The sequence below is a fragment of the Vibrio profundi genome (assembly GCF_043642225.1).
Classification (GTDB): domain Bacteria; phylum Pseudomonadota; class Gammaproteobacteria; order Enterobacterales; family Vibrionaceae; genus Vibrio; species Vibrio profundi_A.
Genome location: NZ_JBHZSF010000003.1, coordinates 50,280 through 72,515 on the forward strand (window position 1 = coordinate 50,280; position 22,236 = coordinate 72,515).

Annotated in this window: 19 protein-coding genes; 17 read left to right on the forward strand and 2 right to left on the reverse strand. The window is 44.4% G+C overall.

Features of this window, described 5'->3' with window-relative positions:
- Positions 1–80 precede the first annotated feature (80 nt).
- From recO to acpS, 3 genes are read left to right on the forward strand one after another with little or no spacing between them, the layout of a single operon-like run.
- Positions 81–809: a DNA repair protein RecO gene (gene recO, locus ACHUFI_RS06840; RefSeq protein ID WP_394248080.1), complete on the forward strand. Its 729-nt coding sequence runs from the start codon at positions 81–83 to the stop codon at positions 807–809.
- A complete protein-coding gene (pdxJ, locus tag ACHUFI_RS06845) occupies positions 806–1,543 on the forward strand; it encodes a pyridoxine 5'-phosphate synthase (RefSeq protein WP_394247601.1) in 738 nt (245 codons plus the stop codon). Before recO ends, pdxJ begins: the two co-directional genes overlap by 4 nt.
- Positions 1,544–1,573: 30 nt before the next feature.
- Complete coding sequence (gene acpS, locus ACHUFI_RS06850; protein ID WP_394247602.1) at positions 1,574–1,954, forward strand: holo-ACP synthase; 381 nt, start codon at positions 1,574–1,576, stop codon at positions 1,952–1,954.
- Positions 1,955–2,038: 84 nt separating this feature from the next.
- On the opposite strand, the gene barA is transcribed toward acpS, so the two are convergent.
- The gene (gene barA, locus ACHUFI_RS06855) at positions 2,039–4,828 is read right to left on the reverse strand and encodes a two-component sensor histidine kinase BarA (protein ID WP_394247603.1); all 2,790 of its coding nucleotides are present in this window, start codon (positions 4,826–4,828) and stop codon (positions 2,039–2,041) included.
- Between the two features lie 164 nt (positions 4,829–4,992).
- Here barA and rlmD point away from each other — a divergent pair, with 164 nt between their 5' ends.
- From rlmD to rpoS, 13 genes are all read left to right on the forward strand, one after another.
- Positions 4,993–6,315, forward strand: a complete 1,323-nt coding sequence (gene rlmD / locus ACHUFI_RS06860) for a 23S rRNA (uracil(1939)-C(5))-methyltransferase RlmD (protein ID WP_394247604.1) — start codon at positions 4,993–4,995, stop codon at positions 6,313–6,315.
- Between the two features lie 109 nt (positions 6,316–6,424).
- Positions 6,425–8,647 carry a GTP diphosphokinase gene (gene relA / locus ACHUFI_RS06865; RefSeq protein WP_394247605.1) on the forward strand — a complete coding sequence of 741 codons (2,223 nt, stop codon included), beginning with the start codon at positions 6,425–6,427 and terminating at the stop codon, positions 8,645–8,647.
- Positions 8,648–8,763: 116 nt separating this feature from the next.
- Complete coding sequence (gene mazG, locus ACHUFI_RS06870) at positions 8,764–9,573, forward strand: nucleoside triphosphate pyrophosphohydrolase (RefSeq protein WP_394247606.1); 810 nt, start codon at positions 8,764–8,766, stop codon at positions 9,571–9,573.
- Between the two features lie 138 nt (positions 9,574–9,711).
- Complete coding sequence (locus ACHUFI_RS06875; RefSeq protein WP_394247607.1) at positions 9,712–11,352, forward strand: CTP synthase; 1,641 nt, start codon at positions 9,712–9,714, stop codon at positions 11,350–11,352.
- Positions 11,353–11,451: 99 nt separating this feature from the next.
- Positions 11,452–12,753 (forward strand): phosphopyruvate hydratase, encoded by a 1,302-nt coding sequence (gene eno / locus ACHUFI_RS06880; protein ID WP_137355368.1) that lies wholly within the window; start codon positions 11,452–11,454, stop codon positions 12,751–12,753.
- A gap of 234 nt (positions 12,754–12,987) precedes the next feature.
- A complete protein-coding gene (gene ftsB / locus ACHUFI_RS06885) occupies positions 12,988–13,269 on the forward strand; it encodes a cell division protein FtsB (protein ID WP_394247608.1) in 282 nt (93 codons plus the stop codon).
- On the forward strand, positions 13,270–13,977 hold the full coding sequence (gene ispD, locus ACHUFI_RS06890) for a 2-C-methyl-D-erythritol 4-phosphate cytidylyltransferase (RefSeq protein WP_394247609.1): 708 nt from the start codon (positions 13,270–13,272) through the stop codon (positions 13,975–13,977).
- Positions 13,974–14,453, forward strand: coding sequence for a 2-C-methyl-D-erythritol 2,4-cyclodiphosphate synthase (gene ispF, locus ACHUFI_RS06895; protein WP_394247610.1), 480 nt, complete (start codon positions 13,974–13,976; stop codon positions 14,451–14,453). Before ispD ends, ispF begins: the two co-directional genes overlap by 4 nt.
- A gap of 21 nt (positions 14,454–14,474) precedes the next feature.
- Positions 14,475–15,521, forward strand: a complete 1,047-nt coding sequence (gene truD / locus ACHUFI_RS06900; RefSeq protein ID WP_394247611.1) for a tRNA pseudouridine(13) synthase TruD — start codon at positions 14,475–14,477, stop codon at positions 15,519–15,521.
- Positions 15,522–15,559: 38 nt separating this feature from the next.
- Positions 15,560–16,303, forward strand: coding sequence for a 5'/3'-nucleotidase SurE (surE, locus tag ACHUFI_RS06905; protein ID WP_394247612.1), 744 nt, complete (start codon positions 15,560–15,562; stop codon positions 16,301–16,303).
- Positions 16,303–16,929, forward strand: a complete 627-nt coding sequence (locus ACHUFI_RS06910; RefSeq protein WP_394247613.1) for a protein-L-isoaspartate(D-aspartate) O-methyltransferase — start codon at positions 16,303–16,305, stop codon at positions 16,927–16,929. The genes surE and ACHUFI_RS06910 overlap by 1 nt, the downstream gene beginning before the upstream one ends.
- Before the next feature lie 20 nt (positions 16,930–16,949).
- On the forward strand, positions 16,950–17,858 hold the full coding sequence (gene nlpD, locus ACHUFI_RS06915) for a murein hydrolase activator NlpD (RefSeq protein WP_394247614.1): 909 nt from the start codon (positions 16,950–16,952) through the stop codon (positions 17,856–17,858).
- A gap of 100 nt (positions 17,859–17,958) precedes the next feature.
- The gene (gene rpoS / locus ACHUFI_RS06920) at positions 17,959–18,939 is read left to right on the forward strand and encodes an RNA polymerase sigma factor RpoS (protein ID WP_394247615.1); all 981 of its coding nucleotides are present in this window, start codon (positions 17,959–17,961) and stop codon (positions 18,937–18,939) included.
- Positions 18,940–19,000: 61 nt separating this feature from the next.
- Here the strand turns inward: rpoS and mutS are convergent, their stop codons facing one another.
- Positions 19,001–21,562, reverse strand: coding sequence for a DNA mismatch repair protein MutS (mutS, locus tag ACHUFI_RS06925; RefSeq protein WP_394247616.1), 2,562 nt, complete (start codon positions 21,560–21,562; stop codon positions 19,001–19,003).
- Positions 21,563–21,668: 106 nt separating this feature from the next.
- Between mutS and pncC the strand changes: the two genes are divergently transcribed.
- Positions 21,669–22,151 (forward strand): nicotinamide-nucleotide amidase, encoded by a 483-nt coding sequence (gene pncC / locus ACHUFI_RS06930; RefSeq protein ID WP_394247617.1) that lies wholly within the window; start codon positions 21,669–21,671, stop codon positions 22,149–22,151.
- The last annotated feature ends 85 nt before the right edge of the window (positions 22,152–22,236 follow it).

A 22,236-nucleotide genomic window follows, 5' to 3' on the forward strand; every position in this document is an offset into this window, starting at 1 on the left:
AAGCAGAAAGAAAGCATCTAATTAGTAAGGAAGAGAGAGTGCTTGCTCTCTCTTTTTGTATCTGTAAGAAGGGTAGAGTATTGAGCGAAGGCTTACAGCGTTGTTTTGTTCTGCACCGCCGACCATACAGTGAGTCGAGCTTAATCTTGGATGTGTTTTCCGAAGAGTATGGTCGGCTTACCTTAATGTCGAAAGGGGCTCGCAGCAAGCGATCCAATTTAAAAGGTGCATTGCAGCCTTTTACTCCACTGTTGCTGAAATGGTCGGGTAACAGCTCGATGAAAACTCTACGCCAAGCCGAGCCAATTAGCCTTGGATTACCGCTTACGGGTATCAATCTATATTCTGCGATGTATGTGAACGAACTGGTTGGGCGGGTACTGATGGCTGAAGTCCCGATGCCAGCACTTTTTCACGACTATCTTCATGCTTTAACAGAACTCGCTCATAATGAAAACCCAGAGCCTGCGCTGCGCCGTTTTGAATTGGCTTTATTGTCTGCAATGGGATACGGAGTCGATTTTTTGCATTGTGCAGGAACCGGAGAACCTATCGATCCAACAATGACTTATCGCTACCGTGAGCAAAAAGGTTTTATCGCGTCGGTACGTAGAGATAACTTAACATTTGTCGGCGATGAACTCATTGCAATCAGTGAGCGTAGGTTTATCACTAAAGAGCAGTTAAAAGCAGCAAAACGCTTTACACGTATAGCATTAAAGCCGTATCTTGGCGGCAAACCATTAAAAAGTAGAGAACTGTTCCTACCTAGAACAGGTCTTCCCAGAGCACGGAGTGTTGGAAAATGAGCTCAATCCTTTTAGGCGTCAATATCGATCACATCGCAACGTTACGAAACGCGCGTGGAACTAAATACCCAGATCCTGTTCATGCAGCTGAAATTGCTGAACGTGCAGGCGCGGATGGCATCACGATTCACCTGCGTGAAGACCGTCGTCATATTTTAGATCGCGATGTACGTATTTTGGCTGAAACGATCCAAACTCGTATGAATTTAGAGATGGCAGTGACTGATGAAATGGTTGAGATCGCTCTAAAGACGAAGCCGGAGTTCGTATGTTTAGTGCCTGAAAAGCGTGAAGAGCTAACTACCGAAGGTGGTTTAGATGTGGTTGGTCAACTTGAAAAAGTAAAAGCCGCAACTCAAACACTGACAGAAGCGGGTATTAAAGTTTCACTTTTCATCGATGCCGATCGTGAGCAAATTGATGCGGCGAAAGCTTGTGGTGCACCATTCATTGAACTTCATACCGGTCATTACGCGGAAGCGAAGACAGAAGAAGATCAACAAGACGAGCTAAAGAAAATTGCGGCGGGTGCAAGCTATGCGGATGATCTTGGTATTACCGTTAACGCTGGCCATGGCCTGACGTATCACAATGTGGCACCAATTGCGGCGCTACCTGAGATTTATGAACTGAATATCGGCCACTCTATTATGGGACGTGCCGTTTTTGATGGCTTGAACAAAGCGGTAGCTGACATGAAAGCTATCATGGAACACGCACGCAGCAACGCGTAATCAAGCATACTTGAGTTGGTAAGGTAACAAATGGCTGTTGTAGGACTGGGAACGGACATCGCTGAAATTGAGCGAGTGGAAAAAGCGTTAAACCGAAGTGGGGAGGCGTTTGCTAAGCGTATCCTTGCGGAATCAGAGTTTCTTGTCTTTCAACAGCTAAAGCAAAAAGGTCGCTACTTAGCTAAGCGTTTTGCAGCTAAGGAAGCGGCTTCTAAAGCGTTAGGTACTGGTATTGCCATGGGCGTGACTTTTCATGATTTTGTGATTGCTAACGACGAGAATGGAAAACCGATCTTAACGTTACACAACAAAGCTTCTCAAATTGCAGAGCAAATGAATGTGGGCTCGGTACATTTAACCATTTCAGATGAACGACACTATGCTGTCGCGACCGTTCTTTTAGAGTCTTAACCCTTTATCTATCTGATGAGTAGCTTGGTGCTATGAGCAATATCCTCCTATTGTCATAACACCACATTGATTGGTCTAAAAAAGTTAATTGAGGTAGTGAACTGCCGTCGCTTTTACCTTATCGAGCTCATCTTGCAGTTCAAACAGTTCTGGCTCAACATCATCAATTGAAGTCCCTGAGCGCAACTCCTTTTCGAGAGTGGCACAAATGGATTTCAAACGAGGCACGCCACTATAAGAGCTGCTGCCATGCATTTTATGTATTACATGAATGAGATCTTCTACTGAATAGTCATCTTCCTCTATGGCTTTTTCTGTCACTTCATACACCTCAGGAATGAAGTCGACGAGCATTTGTAGCATGTCTCGGGCTAGGTCTTCTTTATTCGCTGCTTGTTTTAGCGCGGCTTGCCAATCGATGATGATGTTTTTGTGTTCATTTATCGCAGGCTCGCAAAGTTCAGGTTCAACGATCGCTGGATGCTCAGGAGCAATTTTATCTACTTTCTCATCAGAGGCATTAGGGTTCCAATGGACTAGTACTTGTTGCAGTACGTGTTCTTCTATTGGTTTGGTCAGGTAATCATCCATTCCTGCCGCTAATAATCGATCGCGCTCGCCTGTCATGGCGTGAGCTGTCACGGCAATAACCGGTGTTCCTGAATTATTCTCAAGCTCTTTGATATGCTGGCACGCCGTTACTCCATCCATCTGTGGCATTTGAATATCCATGAAAATGAGATCAAATTTGCCCTCTTTCGCTTTATCAATTGCTTTTTGGCCATTACTGCACCCAACCACGGTTTCGACTCGTTCTTGAAGAAGAGCGGTGATCAGTTTCAAGTTAGCGGGGTTGTCATCCACAGCCATCACTTTGAGTGGTAGTTTTTCTTCACTATGCGTGACGAGCGCCGGAGGTAATAAGGTTGGCGTTTGCTTGGACATCAAGGTTTGGAGAAGCTTTTTACGAGATAAAGGCTTCGTTAAGCATTGTACATCGAGTGTATTCAATAGTTGTTCACCGAGCGCTAACTCAGTACTAGGAGTACCTATGATGACGTTTTGAGAAACTTGTAGTGCTTTGCTCGCCCAGCTTGAGACCGTATCCAGTTGGTACTCTTGATTCGCGGCTAAATTCAATAACACGTAATCGTAGTGATCGCTTTCGTCTGGCATAACAGAGCGATAAGTGACGACGAGCCCTTCCTGTGTGAGAAGCTGTTGAGTGATAGAGGCAGCTTGCATGTTTGGCTCAATCAATAGTAGCTGTTTACTTTGCAGTGACTGCGTTTCAATTAGCTCACTCATTGGCATTTCTGTAGAGGCTAAGCGTAGCGTAAACCAGAAGGTCGAGCCTTGGTGCAATCGGCTTGTTAAGCTGATCTCACCGCCCATTTGCCCTACGAGTTTCTGGGTAATAACCAGACCTAAACCGGTACCGCCATAGCGGCGAGAAATGCTGGCATCCGCTTGGCTAAAGGCTTGGAACAGCTGTGCTTGCTGACGCTCTGAGATACCAATACCGGTATCTCGGACCATAAACTGCAGCTCGATGAAATCTTCCGATTGAGAGCGAAGCTCAACGCTGATGTCGATGTTGCCGCGCTCAGTAAACTTGATTGAGTTGCCTACCAAGTTCGTTAGAATTTGTTGTATACGCAGTGGGTCGCCCACTAGTCCTGGTGGGATCTTAGGGTCGACTTTAAGGGTCAGTTCTAAGCCTTTTTCATGGGCGCTGGTGGCTTGTAGATTGACCACCTCTTCCAAGCTTTCTTGGAATTCAAATGGGATGTTCTCAAGCGCCAGTTTTCCGGCTTCCAGTTTAGAAAAATCAAGAATGTCGTTGATGATGTTCAGCAGGTTATTGGCGGACTTCTCGATGGTTTGCAGATAGTCGGTCTGACTATTCGACAATTGAGTCTTCAACATTTGACGAGTAAAGCCGATGACGCCATTAAGTGGTGTTCTTAGCTCATGCGACATATTTGCCAAGAACTCAGATTTCACACGAGCTGCTTCTTGAGCTCTTTTCTTGGCAATGTCTAATTCAACGTTCTGGATTTCTAGCTGTTCTAATGTTTCCCGTAAGTCGGAAGTCGCTTGGTCGATACTATGCTGCATTTCAACGTGGTATTCCGAAAGCGAAACCGCCATCGCATTGATACCGTTTTTGAGAGAATCCAGTTCGCCGTGCATTTTACCTTCGATACGAACATCAAGATGACCACGGCGAATCCGGTCTACCATGTTCTTCATGTGCGTGATCGGTTGGGTCACATCGTGCATTAGACGAAAAGCAAATACGCCAGAAAGGCCAAGACCAAGGACAAGGACCAGAAAGGCAGAAAAGACTTCTTGGTATTGTTGTAAACGCAGTGATGATAAGTCGAGTTCAATCGCGATGTAACCAACCGCTTGGTTGGATTGAGACTGGCCATTTGCAGAGTTAATGAACTGACCTTCAGCAATAATGGGGGTTCTTAAAATTAAGGTGTTGTCGACTAAGTAAGAAGAACTCAAATGCGGAATAGGTTGGTCTTTCGGGTACGTTAAACTTTCAAAATCGGGGTGAAAGTTAGAAGTTACAAAGAGCTCATGACGCTCATCGAACACTGCAATGCTTCGTACCAGTTTGGAATTCTTACGGTGGGCGTAGCTGATCAATTGTCGAACTGACTCTCGACTTTCAAGCTGCATGCCTGATTCACTCGCAATGGCCAGTGGTTCGATGATGCTTGTGCCTGTATTAATCACCTGACCTTCTAAATCTTGATAGCGATTAAATGAAAAAAATGCACTCAGTAGCAACCCAATAATTAAGGTAGGGGCTAGAGTTAAGGTGATTACGCGGGCTCTTAAGCCATATCTGGTCATGTTCTTTAATTACATCGAGGTCTGGATATGGGAAAATAACCGCACAAAGGCGGTTAAGTAAGCAGTTAGCTTAATCAAAGCCGCTTCGTTCGACAATGATTCCAAGGCAGAATAGTGAGTCTTGGATAAAAAATATAATTTGATAGACACTTTAGGCACAAGCAATGGCACGTTTTTTTCAACCAAAAAAGAAAACTCAATTCGAGACCAAGCATCAATCGGTTTTGGTTGAACGCATGGATCACAATGGTGCAGGCATCGCTCATCAAGGTAAAAAGCCTGTTTTTATTGATGGAGCTCTGCCTGGTGAACAAGTTGTGATTCAATTGACGGAGAGCAAAAGTAAGTTTGCTCGTGCCAAGCTGATTAAAATTCTTAAACCAAGCGAAAAGCGACTAGAGCCATTTTGTCAGCATTTTAACCAGTGTGGTGGCTGTCATCTACAACACTTGGATTACGCATCTCAGTTAGAGCATAAGAATCAGTCTTTAACGCATTTGATGAGTCAGTACATCGGTGATGAAACGGAATCGGCGGAAGCGGTGATTGGCGCTGAAAAAGGTTATCGTCGCCGAGCACGAATCAGTTTATTTGTTGATAAAAAGTCCCAGAGCCTGCAATTTGGCTTTCGTAAAAAACAAAGTAAGCATATTGAGAATGTGACTGACTGCGCGGTGCTCGAACCAAGCTTAAACGCCTTACTACCTAAGTTAAAATCTTTGCTAAATACTTTCAGTAACCTTACGTCTCTAGGACATGTTGAGTTGGTACTAGGCGATGATGGACCTGTGATTGTTTTGCGTCACCTTAAAACCTTACAAGCACAAGAACAGAGTGCTTTGGTCAAATTAGCCAACGAATCGAACGCCACACTTTACTCAATGCCTGAAAACGATCAGTTGGTGCTATTAACTGGTCACGTACCGAGTTATAGCGAAGTCGGGGTAAAACTTCCTTTTTCTCCAAGTCACTTTATACAAGTGAACCAGCAAGTGAACCAAAAAATGGTGAATCAAGCGATAGAGTGGCTTAACCCTGCAGAGGGGGAGCGAGTTCTCGACCTGTTTTGTGGGTTAGGTAACTTCAGCTTGCCACTGGCGAAAAAGGCTCAGCACGTGGTTGGTGTTGAAGGCGTTGAAGAAATGGTTCAACAAGCAACAGCTAACGCTAAAGTGAATGATTTAAGTAACGTCGAGTTTTATCAAGCGAACTTAGAAGAAACACTTTCCTCACAGCCTTGGGCAAAGGAAAAGTTTGACAAAGTGTTACTAGACCCCGCAAGAGCGGGCGCTAGTGGTATCGTAGATCAAATTTCTGCGTTAGGGGCACATAGTGTGGTTTATGTTTCATGTAATCCTGCTACCCTTGCTAGGGACAGTGAAAGCCTCAAGAAGCAAGGTTACCAACTAACTAAACTGGGCATGTTGGATATGTTCCCACATACCAGTCATCTTGAGTCTATGGCACTATTCGTCAAGGCTAAGTAAGTAATTTATAAATGCGACCACCTGCGTCGTATTGATTCAATATGAGTCGAACTAACTTGGAATCAGTTAGTCATATTGAATGGGTAAACATAAGAACTAGGAAGAAAAGATGGTTGCGGTAAGAAGCGCACATTTAAACCCAAGCGAACAGTTTGAGCTAGACAGTTGGATTTCCTCTCTTAATCAAGATACTAAAACGTCGAATAAATTGATTAAAGTGTATCGCCACTGTGAAGAGTTACTCGAAAATCATGAGCATGCTGCACTGCTGTTGTGGCGTGGGCGAGAAATGATTGAGATCCTAGTGACGCTTTCAATGGATAAAGCGACGTTAGTTGCAGCTCAGTTATTTCCCGTTGTATCAAGTGGTGCTTTCGAACGTGAGTTGTTCGAAGAGAACTATGGCAAAGAAATCATCAAGTTGATTGATGGCGTTGAAGAAATGGCAGCATTAGGCCAACTGAATGTGACCTTAGAAGGCAGTGCTGCCTCGGGTCAAGTTGATAATGTTCGTCGAATGCTTTTAGCGATGGTTGACGATTTTCGCTGCGTAGTTATCAAACTGGCTGAACGAATTTGCAACCTGATTGAAGTTAAAAAAGCGCCGGATGAAGTGCGTAGAGCGGCAGCGAAAGAGTGTGCCAATATTTACGCGCCGTTAGCAAACCGTTTAGGTATTGGTCAACTTAAGTGGGAAATCGAAGATTACGCTTTCCGCTACCAGCAGCCCGAGACCTATAAGCAAATTGCTAAGCAGTTATCAGAGCGTCGCATTGTCCGTGAGCAGTACATTACAGATTTCGTGGATGACTTAACGTCAGAAATGGGGCGTTCAAGTATTAACGCGGAAGTGAGCGGGCGTCCTAAGCACATTTACAGTATCTGGCGAAAAATGCAGAAGAAGAGCTTGGCGTTTGACGAGCTTTTTGATGTGCGAGCTGTGCGTATTATTGCTGATCAATTACAAGATTGTTATGCCGCCTTAGGTGTGGTTCATACTAAATTCAAACACTTACCAAGTGAATTTGATGACTATGTAGCAAACCCTAAGCCAAATGGTTATCAATCTATCCATACCGTCGTACTTGGCCCAGAAGGCAAAACGATAGAGATCCAGATTCGTACTAAACAGATGCATGAAGATTCCGAATTAGGGGTAGCTGCGCACTGGAAGTACAAAGAGGGAGCTTCAACGGCCCGCAGTGGTTACGATGAAAAGATCACTTGGTTGCGTAAACTGATCGATTGGCAGGAAGAAATGTCTGATTCTGGTGAAATGCTAGATGAAGTTCGAAGCCAAGTTTTTGATGATCGTGTTTATGCCTTTACGCCTCGCGGTGATGTAGTCGATTTGCCAATGGGAGCAACGCCGTTAGATTTTGCTTACCATATCCACTCTATGGTTGGACATCGTTGTATCGGTGCTAAAGTCGCTGGCCGAATCGTCCCGTTTACTCATCAATTATCAATGGGTGACCAAGTAGAAATCATCACCCAAAAAGAACCTAACCCATCTCGAGATTGGTTAAACCCGACGTTAGGGTTTGTTCATTCTGGTCGAGCTCGCGCGAAAATTAACGCGTGGTTCCGCAAGCAAAGCCGTGAGAAAAACCTAGAAGCCGGTCGAGAGATCTTAGAAGCTGAATTGGCGAAGGTTGGGGCGACATTAAAAGATGCTGACCAGTATGCGGTGAAGCGTTTTAATGTGAACACTCCTGATGAGTTATACGCAGGGGTGGGCAGTGGTGATTTACGGATTAACCAAGTCGTTAACCATATCAACGCACTCGTAAATAAACCGACAGCGGAAGAAGAAGATAAGAAAGCTCTCGAGAAACTGCAAGAATCTGAAAATAAACCGGCTCAACAGAGTCGCCCACAGAAAGATGCAGTAGTTGTTGAAGGTGTAGATAACTTAATGACTCATCTAGCGCGTTGTTGTCAGCCGATCCCTGGAGATGTCATTAAAGGTTACATTACTCAAGGTCGTGGCATTTCAGTACACCGTGGTGATTGTGAGCAGTTAAGTGAATTGAGTCTTCACGCACCGGAGCGAATCATTGATACCGTGTGGGGCAGTGGGTTTGTTGGTTCATATATCCTGACTCTTCGAGTTGAGGCGCTTGAACGTAGTGGTTTGCTAAAAGACATTACGTCGCTGTTCTCGAACGAGAAAATTAAAGTGACGACGATGAAGAGCCGTACTGACTACAAGCGTCAGATGTCTGTGATGGATTTCGATCTTGAGTTAACCAATATTGAAGTATTGAGCCGTGTATCGAGCCGAGTTGAGCAGATCAAAGATGTTATGAGTGTGAAACGCCTCGGCTAACACTTTCGTCATAATTAGATAGTATTTACAAAGGTGAGTGGTTTTGGCTGCTCACCTTTTTTGTTTTAGTAGATGTATAGAATTTAGAAACAAAGACAGCAAATAGGAAGAAAGCGATGAATCACCCGATTGAACAACTTGAACAGATAATGGCTAAGCTGCGCGATCCAGAAAGCGGCTGTCCTTGGGATTTGAAACAAAATTTTGAAACAATTGTTCCTCATACTATCGAAGAAACCTACGAAGTCGTTGATGCCATTCATAATCAAGATTGGCCAAACCTCCAAGAAGAGCTAGGAGACCTGTTATTTCAAGTGATTTTCTATAGTCAGTTGGCGAAAGAGCAAGGGTTGTTTGAGTTTTCTGATGTCGTTGACGGGATCAACGAAAAACTGACGCGTCGTCATCCTCACGTTTTTTCTGACACTGAGTTTACTAACGACGAAGAAATTCATGCCAACTGGGAAGCGGAAAAAGCCAAAGAGAAAGTGCAAGCAGGAAAAACAGAAAAAAGTATTCTAGACTCAATACCAAAATCGCTGCCTGCCCTTTCTAGAGCGAATAAGATCCAGAAAAAATGCGCTCAATATGGATTTGATTGGGGTTCTATCGGCCCTGTCGCAGAAAAAGTTTTGGAAGAGGTTGATGAAGTTTTAGAAGAAGCTTTGCAAGTGACGCCCAATGAAGAACTGGTCGAAGAAGAGCTCGGAGATTTGTTGTTTGCGACCGTGAATTTAGTGCGACATTTAGGGAAAAACCCGGAAACGGCACTAAATAAGGCTAACTTGAAGTTTCAGCGCCGCTTTAACGGTGTGGAACAAAAAGTACATAAACGTGGTAAAGAATTAACCGATTTTTCGCTTCAAGAGCTTGATTCTATGTGGGATGAAGTGAAGTCCGATGAGAAACGGGGAGTAATCCTTTAGGGCTGATTTGATTTGAAGCAAAAAATAAAAATTTCGACTGTGATAAGTTTCACGTTGTGGCGATAAAGGGCTTCTGGTATATTTTCATCCCGTCCAGAAGTAGTCCATTTCCCTCATTCAACCAATTTCAGGTTAAACATGACGACAAATTACATTTTTGTTACTGGCGGGGTTGTATCCTCTCTAGGTAAAGGTATTGCAGCGGCATCGCTTGCAGCTATTTTAGAAGCTCGTGGTCTTAAAGTGACTATGATGAAGCTTGACCCTTACATCAACGTTGATCCAGGCACTATGAGCCCAACTCAACACGGTGAAGTGTTCGTTACGGAAGATGGCGCTGAAACTGACCTTGACCTTGGTCACTATGAGCGATTCATTCGCACCAAGATGACTAAGCGTAACAACTTCACAGCAGGTCGTGTTTATGCTGACGTTCTACGTAAAGAGCGTCGTGGTGATTACCTAGGTGCAACAATCCAGGTTATCCCTCACATCACTAACTCAATTAAAGAACGTGTGATTTCTGGTGCTGAAGGCCACGATATTGCGATCGTTGAAGTCGGTGGTACGGTTGGTGATATCGAATCTCTACCGTTTATGGAAGCGATTCGTCAGCTAGCTGTCGAGCTAGGCCGTGAGCGTGCAATGTTCATGCACCTAACACTAGTTCCTTACCTAGCAGCTGCAGGCGAAGTGAAAACTAAGCCAACTCAACACTCGGTGAAAGAGCTACTGTCTATCGGTATTCAGCCAGATATTCTAGTTTGTCGTTCAGACCGTAACATTCCTGCGAACGAGCGTAAGAAAATCGCATTGTTCTGTAACGTTCAGGAAAATGCTGTTATTTCTATGCGTGATGTTGACTCAATCTACAAGATCCCTCAGCTTATTAAAGCTCAAGGTACAGATGAACTTGTATGTAAGCGTTTTGGCATCACTGCTCCAGAAGCAGACCTATCTGAATGGGAACAGGTAATTTACGAAGAAGCGAACCCTACGGGTGAAGTAACAATTGGTATGGTTGGTAAGTACATTGAACTACCAGACGCATACAAATCTGTGAACGAAGCTCTTAAGCACGCTGGTCTTAAGAACCGTCTAAGCGTAAATATTAAATACGTAGACTCTCAAGATGTTGAGGCAAAAGGCGTAGAAGTTTTAGAAGGTCTAGATGCGATTCTAGTACCAGGTGGCTTTGGTGACCGTGGTGTTGAAGGTAAGATTCTTGCTGCTCAATACGCTCGTGAAAACAAAGTACCGTACTTAGGTATCTGTCTAGGCATGCAAGTAGCGCTTATTGAGTACGCTCGTAACGTTGCGAAAATGGAAGGTGCGCATTCTTCTGAGTTCTGCAAAGAAACTAAGTACCCAGTTGTTGGTCTGATTACTGAATGGATTGATGGCGAAGGTAAAGTTGAAGAACGTACTGAAAAATCTGATCTAGGTGGTACTATGCGCCTAGGTTCACAGCTTTGTCACTTGGCGAAAGGGACTAAAGCTCACGAATTATACGGTAGCGCGACGATCCATGAACGTCACCGTCACCGTTATGAAGTGAACAACAATCTTCGTCCGCAAATCGAAAAAGCAGGCTTAAAAGTATCTGGCCTATCAGCAGACAAGAAACTGGTTGAAGTGATTGAGAACCCGAACCACCCATGGTTCGTTGCAGCTCAATTCCACCCAGAGTTCACTTCTACACCTCGCGATGGTCACCCATTATTTGCTGGCTTTGTTAAAGCAGCGGGTGAATTCCAACGCGGCGAACTCGAAAAGTAGAAGCAATTCGAGAGCAAAAAGGAATACAGGTAGTTGCGTAAGTAGTGCTGCTACCTATTAAATTTGACATTTATATATTCAACGAGAAGGAAACATTCAATGTCTAAGATCGTTAAAGTTCTAGGTCGTGAAATCATCGATTCACGTGGTAACCCAACTGTAGAAGCTGAAGTACACCTAGAAGGCGGTTTCGTAGGTATGGCTGCTGCTCCATCTGGCGCATCTACTGGTTCTCGCGAAGCTCTTGAGCTACGTGACGGCGACAAAGCACGTTTCCTAGGTAAAGGTGTTCTTAAAGCTGTTGAAGCTGTAAACGGCGCAATCGCTGAAGCTCTAGTTGGTAAAGACGCTAAAGCTCAAGCTGACGTTGACCAAGTTATGATCGACCTAGATGGTACTGACAACAAGTCTCAGTTCGGTGCTAACGCAATTCTAGCGGTTTCTCTAGCAAACGCGAAAGCAGCTGCAGCAGCTAAAGGTATGCCTCTATACGAGCACATCGCTGAGCTAAACGGTACTGCTGGTCAGTTCTCTATGCCTCTACCAATGATGAACATCATCAACGGTGGTGAGCACGCTGATAACAACGTTGACATCCAAGAGTTCATGATCCAACCAGTTGGTGCTAAGACTCTTAAAGAAGCTCTACGTGTAGGTGCAGAAGTATTCCACAACCTAGCTAAAGTTCTTAAGTCTAAGGGCTACAGCACTGCAGTTGGTGATGAAGGTGGTTTCGCTCCTAACCTTAAGTCTAACGCTGAAGCTCTAGAAGTTATCGCAGAAGCTGTTGCAGCTGCTGGTTACGAACTAGGTAAAGACGTTACTCTAGCTATGGACTGTGCTGCATCTGAGTTCTTCGATAAAGAAGCTGGCATCTACAACATGAAAGGCGAAGGTAAGACTTTCTCTTCTGAAGAGTTCAACCACTACCTAGCTGAGCTAGCAAACAACTTCCCAATCGTTTCTATCGAAGACGGTCTTGACGAGTCAGATTGGGATGGCTTCAAGCACCAAACTGAACTACTAGGTGACAAGCTTCAACTAGTAGGTGACGATCTATTCGTTACTAACACTAAGATTCTTGCTGAAGGTATTGAGAAAGGCGTAGCTAACTCTATCCTTATCAAGTTCAACCAAATCGGTTCTCTAACTGAGACTCTAGCTGCAATCAAGATGGCTAAAGACGCAGGTTACACAGCTGTAATCTCTCACCGTTCTGGCGAAACTGAAGATGCAACAATCGCTGACCTAGCGGTAGGTACTGCTGCAGGCCAAATCAAGACTGGTTCTATGAGCCGTTCTGACCGTGTTGCTAAGTACAACCAACTAATCCGTATCGAAGAAGCTCTAGGTTCTAAAGCTCCTTACAACGGTCTTAAAGAAGTAAAAGGTCAAGCTTAATTCTTAACTGAATAAGTTTAACTAACGCTTTGAATGCCTCGCGAATGCGGGGCATTTTTTTGTTTGCAGAAAATCGACGCCAAGATTTTCAGGCTCTACAACCCATGAGAATTACACCTCACTCAAATAACAGCTAAATCCTCGACAGCAACGCCATTTCTCGCACCGATTAGCGCATTATGGTATATATGGAGCTAATTTTAGTTTCTTCTTTTTTACATACGACAAGGTGTTATGCGAATTTTTGCTTTGGCGCTAACAATTCTTTTAGGCTGGCTGCAATATACCCTCTGGTTAGGGAAGAATGGTATTTCAGACTACTACAGTGTGCGCAACGAAATAGAAGTTCAGCAGCAAGTGAATGATAAGCTTCACTCTAGAAATGCTGAAATGTTCGCGGAGATTGATGACCTTAGACAGGGGCTTGACGCCATTGAAGAAAGGGCTCGTCATGAACTTGGTATGGTAAAAGATGGAGAAACTTTTTATCGCATTATTGGCGAGGATACCAATTAAATGCAGCAACACTTTCAAAAGATCACAGCGATAGTTCCGGCCGCAGGGGTTGGCAGCCGTATGAAGGCTGATCGCCCAAAACAGTATTTAACTATTCAATCTAAAACAATATTAGAACATACGATTGAAAAGTTATTGGCTCACCCAAGCATTGATAACGTTATTGTCGCCATCAACAAAGAGGACCCGTACTACGACTCCTTAAGCATTAGTCAAAACCCGAATGTTATTCGAGTAGATGGAGGCAATGAGCGCGCAGATTCGGTGCTTTCTGCACTCGAATATGTGCAAACTTTAGGCGGGAATGATTGGGTCATGGTTCATGATGCTGCCAGACCTTGTGTGACCATTAATGATATCGATAAACTCATCGCTCACGCTTTAGAGCACCCTGTCGGGGGGATCTTGGCTGCGCCTGTTCGAGACACGATGAAACGTGGGGACAGTAAAGGAATATCAGAAACCGTCGATCGCAAGAACCTATGGCACGCACTGACTCCGCAGATGTTTCGAAGTGAGCCGCTTTTTAATGCACTAACAGAAGCTTTACAAAACAATGTTGCCATTACCGATGAAGCCTCTGCTTTAGAATGGAAAGGACTATCTCCATTGCTAGTAGCAGGGCGCTCGGACAATTTTAAAATTACTCAGCCAGAAGATTTGGCTTTAGCTGAGTTTTACCTAAGTCAAAATAAGGAAGCACGATGATTCGTATTGGTCATGGTTTCGATGTTCATAAATTTGGTGGTGAAGGCCCTGTTATTATTGGCGGAGTAGCGATTCCCTATGAGCAAGGTTTGATTGCACACTCTGATGGCGATGTCGCGCTACATGCATTGTGTGATGCTCTACTTGGCGCTATTGCTGCTGGGGATATTGGTCGTCACTTCCCTGACACCGATGAAGAGTGGAAGGGGGCGAACAGTCGTGACTTGCTCAAAGATGTTTACCGTCGCGTTAAAGAGCAAGGATATCAACTGGGTAACGCAGACGTTACCATTATGGCTCAAGCGCCGAAAATGGCACCGCATATTGAATCAATGTGCCAAGCCATTGCTGAGGACCTTGAAACTGAACTTCACAATGTGAATGTCAAAGCTACGACTACTGAGCGATTAGGTTTTACTGGTCGTAAAGAGGGCATCGCATGTGAAGCGGTTGTCCTACTCACTAAAATTGCATAAGCACTTTATAGAAAGAATATAATGTCAGATATTTTATCACCTTTGGCGTACCTGAATGGTCAGCCTACAGCGACAGCAAAACTTAAGGCAGAAGCCGCTCATTTCGTTGTTATCGAAGATTTAGGGTTCGAATTTACAGGCTCTGGTGAGCATTTAATGGTACGAATTCGTAAAACTGGTGAGAACACCAGTTTTGTGGCGAATGAGCTAGCAAAAGCATGTGGTGTTAAATCAAAAGATGTGAGTCGGGCTGGTTTAAAAGATAGACACGCTGTGACTGAGCAGTGGCTAAGCGTTCATTTACCGAAAGGTGAAACACCGGACTTTAGTGACTTTCTTGCACAGTACCCAAGCATCGAAATTTTAGCGACAGATCGACATAACAAGAAGCTTCGTCCTGGTGATTTGGTCGGCAACCGTTTTGAGATTACCTTGTCGGAAGTGTCAGATACTGAAAGTGTAATTTCACGCTTAGAAACCGTATCGAAAGTAGGAGCTCCAAATTACTTCGGCTCTCAACGATTTGGCAATGAAGGTAATAACTTATCTGAAGCTCGTCGCTGGGGAAGAGATAATGTTCGCACGCGAAATCAAAATAAACGCAGTTTGTATTTATCTGCCGCGCGTTCTTGGATTTTTAATCTAATTTTGTCGGAGCGTATTGAACAAGGCATATTCTCGCAAGCCATCGAGGGGGATATCGTCTTACGTAACGGTGCTCAAGAACTCGTGACGGATGCTAACCTCGAGCTAATGAACGAAAGCATTTCCGCTGGCACATCTTCAGTCTCGGTTGCCCTTGCCGGTGATAATGCATTGCCGACGTCAGGAAAAGCCCTTGAAATAGAGCAAAAGCATGTTGATGCTGAACCTGACCTTATGGCACTTATACGTGGTAATCGTATGCGTCATGATCGCAGAGCGGCGGCTTTGAAGCCACAAGATTTGGCGTGGAAAGTCGAGCAGGATAACGTGATTTTATCTTTTTCGTTGGATGCTGGCAGCTTTGCGACCGCCATTGTTCGTGAATTAGTACAAGAAATCGAAGTCGAACGTCAATACAGCTAATGGATAGCAAGAGCTAGAATATTGAGAAAGGAAACAAGATGAAGATACTCCTCAGTAATGATGATGGTGTTCATGCTCATGGTATTCATGCGTTGGCTGACGCTCTACGTGATCTCGCTGAAGTGATTATTGTTGCGCCAGATAGAAACCGTTCAGGCGCTTCAAACTCTTTGACACTCGAACAACCTCTGAGAGTGCAAGAAATCGCTAAAAATACATATTCAGTTCAAGGTACACCAACAGATTGCGTTCACTTTGCATTGAATGAGTTACTAAAAGATGACATGCCAGACTTGGTACTAAGTGGCATCAACCATGGTGCAAACCTTGGAGACGATGTGTTGTACTCTGGAACCGTGGCGGCGGCGATGGAAGGGCATTTTTTGGGCGTTCAGTCCATCGCATTTTCGTTGGTGGGTAAGCAACATTTTGATACGGCTGCTGTAATTGCACGAGCGCTCGTTGAACAACACCTTTTGAATCCTATACCAACCAATCGACTCATAAATGTGAACATTCCAGATGTACCACATAGTGATTTAACTGGTACTCAAGTTACCCGATTAGGGGCCCGTCATCATGCTGAAGATATGATCAAACAGAAAGACCCTCGAGGACACGATATCTATTGGCTTGGTCCCCCAGGTAAAGAGCAAGATGCGGGCGAGGGGACAGATTTTTTTGCAGTGGATAATGGCTTTGTTTCTATTACACCACTTCAGGTGGATTTAACGGCTCATGAATCACTGCGAGCAATGAACGATTGGTTAGGAAAGAAATAATGAGCAACCCTCAAGCTGAACGACTGATAGAGTTTCTTATTGAGAGCGGTATTCGTGATCAAAAAGTGCTGGATGCTATTTTTCGTTTGCCAAGAGAAACCTTTTTATCACAAGCCATGCTGCATCAGGCTTATGATAATAATGCACTGCCGATAGGTCAGGGACAGACAATCTCTCAACCATATATTGTGGCGAAAATGACCGAGCTCTTGGAATTGCAACAAGATAGCCGAGTCTTAGAGATTGGTACGGGCTCTGGCTATCAAACCGCAGTGTTGGCTCAACTAGTGGATCACGTCTATTCGGTAGAGAGGATTAAATCTCTTCAGTGGGATGCGAAACGCCGTTTAAAGCAACTCGATTTTTATAACATCTCAACAAAACATGCCGATGGTTGGCAAGGGTGGGCTTCAAAGGGCCCGTTTGATGCAATCATCGTTACTGCTGCAGCTGATTCTATCCCTCAAGCACTATTGGAACAGCTAAGTGAGGGGGGGCGAATGCTTATTCCCGTTGGAGAGGAAGAACAGCAGTTATTAAAAATCGTACGCCAAGGGGACGAGTATCTATCTACGTTAGTAGAAATGGTACGTTTTGTCCCTTTAGTTGCCGGTGAGCTAGCGTAATAGGGATTGGAAAATAAATAATGGCGTCAGGGTTCTTAAAGCTACTTACTTTTGGAATATGCTTCATGCTGATTGGGTGTGCAGCCCAATCTCCTGCGCCAGTGTCTGGGCTAAATAAAGATTACTCTTCGGTTCAGAGAGGCAGCTACCGAGGCAGTTACTATGAAGTGAAAAAAGGCGATACTCTTTATTTTATTGCCTATATCACAGATAAAAATGTAAATGATCTCATTAGTTTCAATAATTTGAGCAAACCTTACACTATCCATCCAGGACAAAAGTTAAACCTTTGGGCTCCAGCCTATGTTGCGCCTAGCTATGGAAAATCAACAGCGGTAGTTGCAGCCCCAGTCGCCATAGTTTCGACAGGAACAGCCTCAACCAGCACACCAAAATCGAGCTCCGCATCGAGTAAAAACTCTAATAAGGAGCCCACAACTCAAGCTTCAAAATCGGTTAAAAAAGATCCAGTTAAGAAGGTTGAACAATCTAAACGAAAGGAGTATGTTGAGTCTAAAGGTAAACCAAATGTTAACAAAACGGCCGCTTCAACCAACCAAAAAGTATCAAAGTGGTTATGGCCGACGAAAGGAAGGGTGATAAAGAATTTCTCTGTAGGAGAGCAAGGAAATAAAGGGATTGATATAGCAGGACAGCGTGGTCAATCCATAGTTTCAACTGCAGGGGGTACTGTTGTTTATTCGGGTAATGCATTACGAGGCTACGGCAATCTAGTGATTGTAAAGCATAATGATAATTATCTAAGTGCATACGCGCATAACGACAGGTTGTTAGTCTCCGAAGGACAAAGTGTTAAACCAGGTCAAAAAATCGCGACTATGGGTAGTTCTGGCACAAACAGCGTGCGCTTACACTTTGAAATTCGGTATCAAGGTAAATCCGTTAATCCAAAACGGTATCTACCTTAAACCAACAGAGCATCGCAATGATGCTTCGTGTTCTGTGTCATAGGGATTTAGCAACATTGTAAGTAGTAATGTTTTGCTAAGCTCGCCAGGGGGAGGCGTTATGAGTATCAGCAATACAGCAGTTAAAGAAGAATTTGTTCTTGACCAAACAACAGTGGAAGTTGAAGAGCTTGAACAAAAAAAACAACCTACAAGTAAAAAAACTGAAGTCAAAGAAGAGGTAGAAGTCAGCGCAAAAAGTTTAGATGCGACTCAACTTTATCTTGGGGAAATCGGTTTCTCACCACTACTCACGGCAGAAGAAGAAGTTCTTTATGCTCGCCGAGCACTTCGCGGAGATGAAGCAGCTCGTAAACGCATGATCGAAAGCAATCTTCGTCTCGTTGTGAAAATATCTCGTCGCTACAGTAATCGTGGTTTAGCTCTACTGGATCTTATTGAAGAGGGTAACTTAGGTTTGATCCGTGCAGTAGAGAAGTTTGATCCTGAAAGAGGTTTCCGTTTTTCTACTTATGCTACATGGTGGATCCGTCAAACGATCGAACGTGCTTTGATGAATCAAACTCGAACCATTCGTTTGCCTATTCACGTGGTCAAAGAGCTTAATATTTATCTTCGTACCGCTCGAGAATTGTCGCAAAAACTAGATCATGAGCCGACAGCTGAAGAGATCGCGACTAAACTCGATAAGCCAGTTGATGACGTAAGTAAAATGCTCCGTTTGAATGAGCGTGTTAGTTCTGTCGATACACCTATCGGCGGCGACGGCGAGAAAGCACTATTAGATATCATTCCTGATATTAATAATTCAGACCCAGAAGTGTCCACGCAAGATAACGATATTAAAGACTCTTTGATCCATTGGTTGGATGAACTAAATCCAAAACAGAAAGAAGTTTTAGCACGACGTTTTGGGCTTTTAGGTTATGAGCCGTCGACATTAGAAGAAGTCGGACGAGAGATTAGCTTAACGAGAGAACGTGTTCGTCAAATTCAAGTAGAGGGATTACGTAGACTAAGAGAGATCTTGATTAAGCAAGGTTTGAGTATGGAAAACTTATTCAACGTTGAAAACGACTAATCTAAGATTGGAATAGAAAAAGCGCGAATGTTTAGTTCGCGCTTTTTTAATGCGTGTCGGTCTATATTAACTTTCTGAGCCGGTATAGTTCTTCTAGAGCCTGTCGAGGGGTGAGATCATCAGGATCAATATTCGCCAAAGCTTGTTCAACTTCACTTGGTTCTGGAATGAGACTCAGCTGATTAGCAATGTCGACATTCGAAGGCTTACTCGTATTTGAATCCGTTCCAAGAGCTTCTAGCTGAGTAAGTTTTGCTCTTGCATTCTTAATCACTGACTTCGGCACACCCGCTAAACCTGCTACAGCTAAACCGTAAGATTTGCTAGCAGCACCTTCTTGAACCGCGTGCATGAAGGCTATGCTATCACCGTGTTCCACGGCATCTAAATGAACATTGGCAAGGTGTGGTAACTGGTTTGGCAGCTCTGTTAATTCAAAGTAGTGAGTTGCGAACAGTGTCATTGCACTGATTTGATTTGCTAACCACTCAGCACTTGCCCACGCTAAAGACAGCCCATCATATGTGCTAGTACCGCGGCCAATTTCATCCATCAAGACCAAACTTTTCTTCGTCGCATTGTGGAGGATATTTGCTGTCTCTGTCATTTCAACCATGAACGTCGAGCGACCAGATGCCAAATCATCAGACGCGCCAATACGAGTGAAAATGCGATCTATCGAGCCTATGGTGGCAGATTCCGCTGGCACATAGCAGCCAATGTGTGCCATTAATGCGATGAGCGCAGTTTGACGCATATAGGTAGATTTACCACCCATGTTTGGGCCTGTGATGATCAGCATTTTGCGCTCGGGGTTTAGCTCAATAGGGTTGGCAATAAATGGGTCGTCCATTACTTGTTCGACGACCGGGTGGCGCCCCGCTTGAATGTGAATACCTGGTTCTTGCTTGAGCTGAGGTCGGCAATAGTCGAGAGTTTCTGCTCGTTCGGCCATATTTTGAATGACATCGAGTTGAGACACTGCCGAAGCAATATTCTGCAAGCGTTCTAGATGAGGGAGAAGCAGATCAAAAAGTTCTTCCCAGAGCTGTTTTTCGATCGCGAGCGCTTTAGATTTTGAATTCAGAACTTTGTCTTCATGCTCTTTCAGCTCTGGGATGATGTAGCGTTCAGCGTTTTTTAAAGTTTGGCGGCGAACATAGTGAGGGGGAACCAAATGACTTTGGCCACGGCTTACTTGGATGAAGAAACCATGGACGTTGTTATAGCCTACTTTTAGCGTATCGATACCGTGGGTTTCGCGTTCTTCTTGTTCTAATTTATCTAAGAATTCAGTTGCACCGGCGGCCAAATCACGCCACTCATCAAGTTCTGCATTATAGCCTTCGGCAATTACTCCTCCATCACGGATAACAACTGGTGGGTTTTCTTTGATGGCGTGTTCTAGAAGTTCTGACACCTCATTTAGCGGAGCTGAATATTGTGCAAGCTGGATGAGGTAAGGGTGCTGAATTTGAGCGAGAGAGTCTGCGAGCTCCGGCAGTTGCTGCATCGCTTGGCGAAGCCTAGCCATGTCTCGCGGGCGTGCAGAACGAAGCGCAAGACGTGCTAAGATTCGTTCGATGTCACCTATTTGTTTAAGCGTAGGCTGTAGATCTACATAAAGACCGGAGTCTTTCATTTCAGCGGTAGCATCCAGTCTTTGATTTAAAGTATCGATGCAACGCATTGGTTGGTGTAGCCAACGCTTCAGCATACGGCTGCCCATAGCGGTCGCCGTGTGATCGAGTACTTCGGACAGAGTATTATCGATACCGCCAGAAAGGTTTTGCGTAATTTCTAAGTTTCTACGTGTCGCTGCGTCAAGAATCACAGAATGATCTTGGCGATCGTAAGTCAAAGAGCGAATGTGAGGAAGAGCCGTACGTTGGGTATCTTTTACGTATTGGATTAAACAGCCAGCGGCGCATAAGCCTAACTTAGCTTGCTCAACTCCAAACCCAACGAGATCGCGTGTACCAAATTGTTGATTGAGCTGCTGTTTAGCGGTGTCTAGCTCAAACTCCCAAACTGGTCGACGGCGATTGCCATTGCGGTTTGCCATTAGATTGACAGGTTCAAAATCCTCAGGGAAAAGAAGCTCTCTTGGAGACGTTCTTTGAAGTTCAGCAGCCATCGCTTCTTCTGTTTCCGGCTCACAGAGTTGGAATCGCCCTGAAGTAATGTCGAGCGTGGCGTAGCCAAATTTACCATTGTGGTAATAAATAGAAGCAATCAGGTTATCTATGCGTTCCGAAAGTAGAGCTTCATCTGTCACTGTGCCTGGTGTAACAATTCGAACGACCTTACGTTCAACTGGCCCTTTTGAAGTTGCAGGGTTACCGATCTGTTCACAAATCGCGACAGATTCGCCCAATTGAACGAGTTTCGCCAAGTAGCCTTCTACTGCGTGAAAAGGGACACCAGCCATAGGTATTGGTTCACCTGCCGACGAGCCTCTCTTTGTTAGAGAGATATCCAATAGTTGTGATGCTTTTTTTGCGTCATCATAAAAAAGCTCATAGAAATCACCCATGCGGTAGAACAGCAAGATCTCAGGGTTTTCTGCTTTTAACTTATGATACTGCTGCATCATTGGAGTATGTTTTTGGTCGGCTTTCACAGTTAACTTCTTTCGTTTATTTCTATTGCGGCTTAGGATACGTGAAAGCTAATGAAGCGAAAAGACGCTCATGACAAAAGATACACATCTAATAGGATCTTTGATTATGGAAACAAGTAATAGCCTAAGCCAAAAACTGGGGAAGCGACTTCTACAGCATAAGCATGTCATGACGACCGCTGAGTCTTGTACTGGAGGAGGGATTGCTGCTGCTATTACCGATATTGCAGGCAGCTCAGCATGGTTTGATCGTGCGTTTATTACGTATAGCAATGAAGCAAAACAAGAGATGGTTGGTGTACAGCTAGGTACTCTCGAAGAGCATGGTGCGGTAAGTGAGGCTGTTGTTGATGAAATGATCTCTGGCGCGCTTATGAACTCCAATGCCAGCATAGGGGTATCGGTGAGTGGGGTGGCCGGCCCTGGTGGTGGCACTGAGGCTAAGCCTGTCGGTACAGTGTGTTTCGCATGGGCGGATAAGCAAGGCTGGAAAAGAGTCGAAACGTGCCACTTTAATGGAGACAGATCACAAGTGCGCTATCAAGCCACCTTACATGCTCTACAAGTTATTTATGATTACCTCTCTTAGGAAATACGCTAGAGCTTTGCTCTAACAAGAGTTTGTTGGAATAGAGAGCAAATTGCGCAAATATTTTTCATACAGGTATGGACAC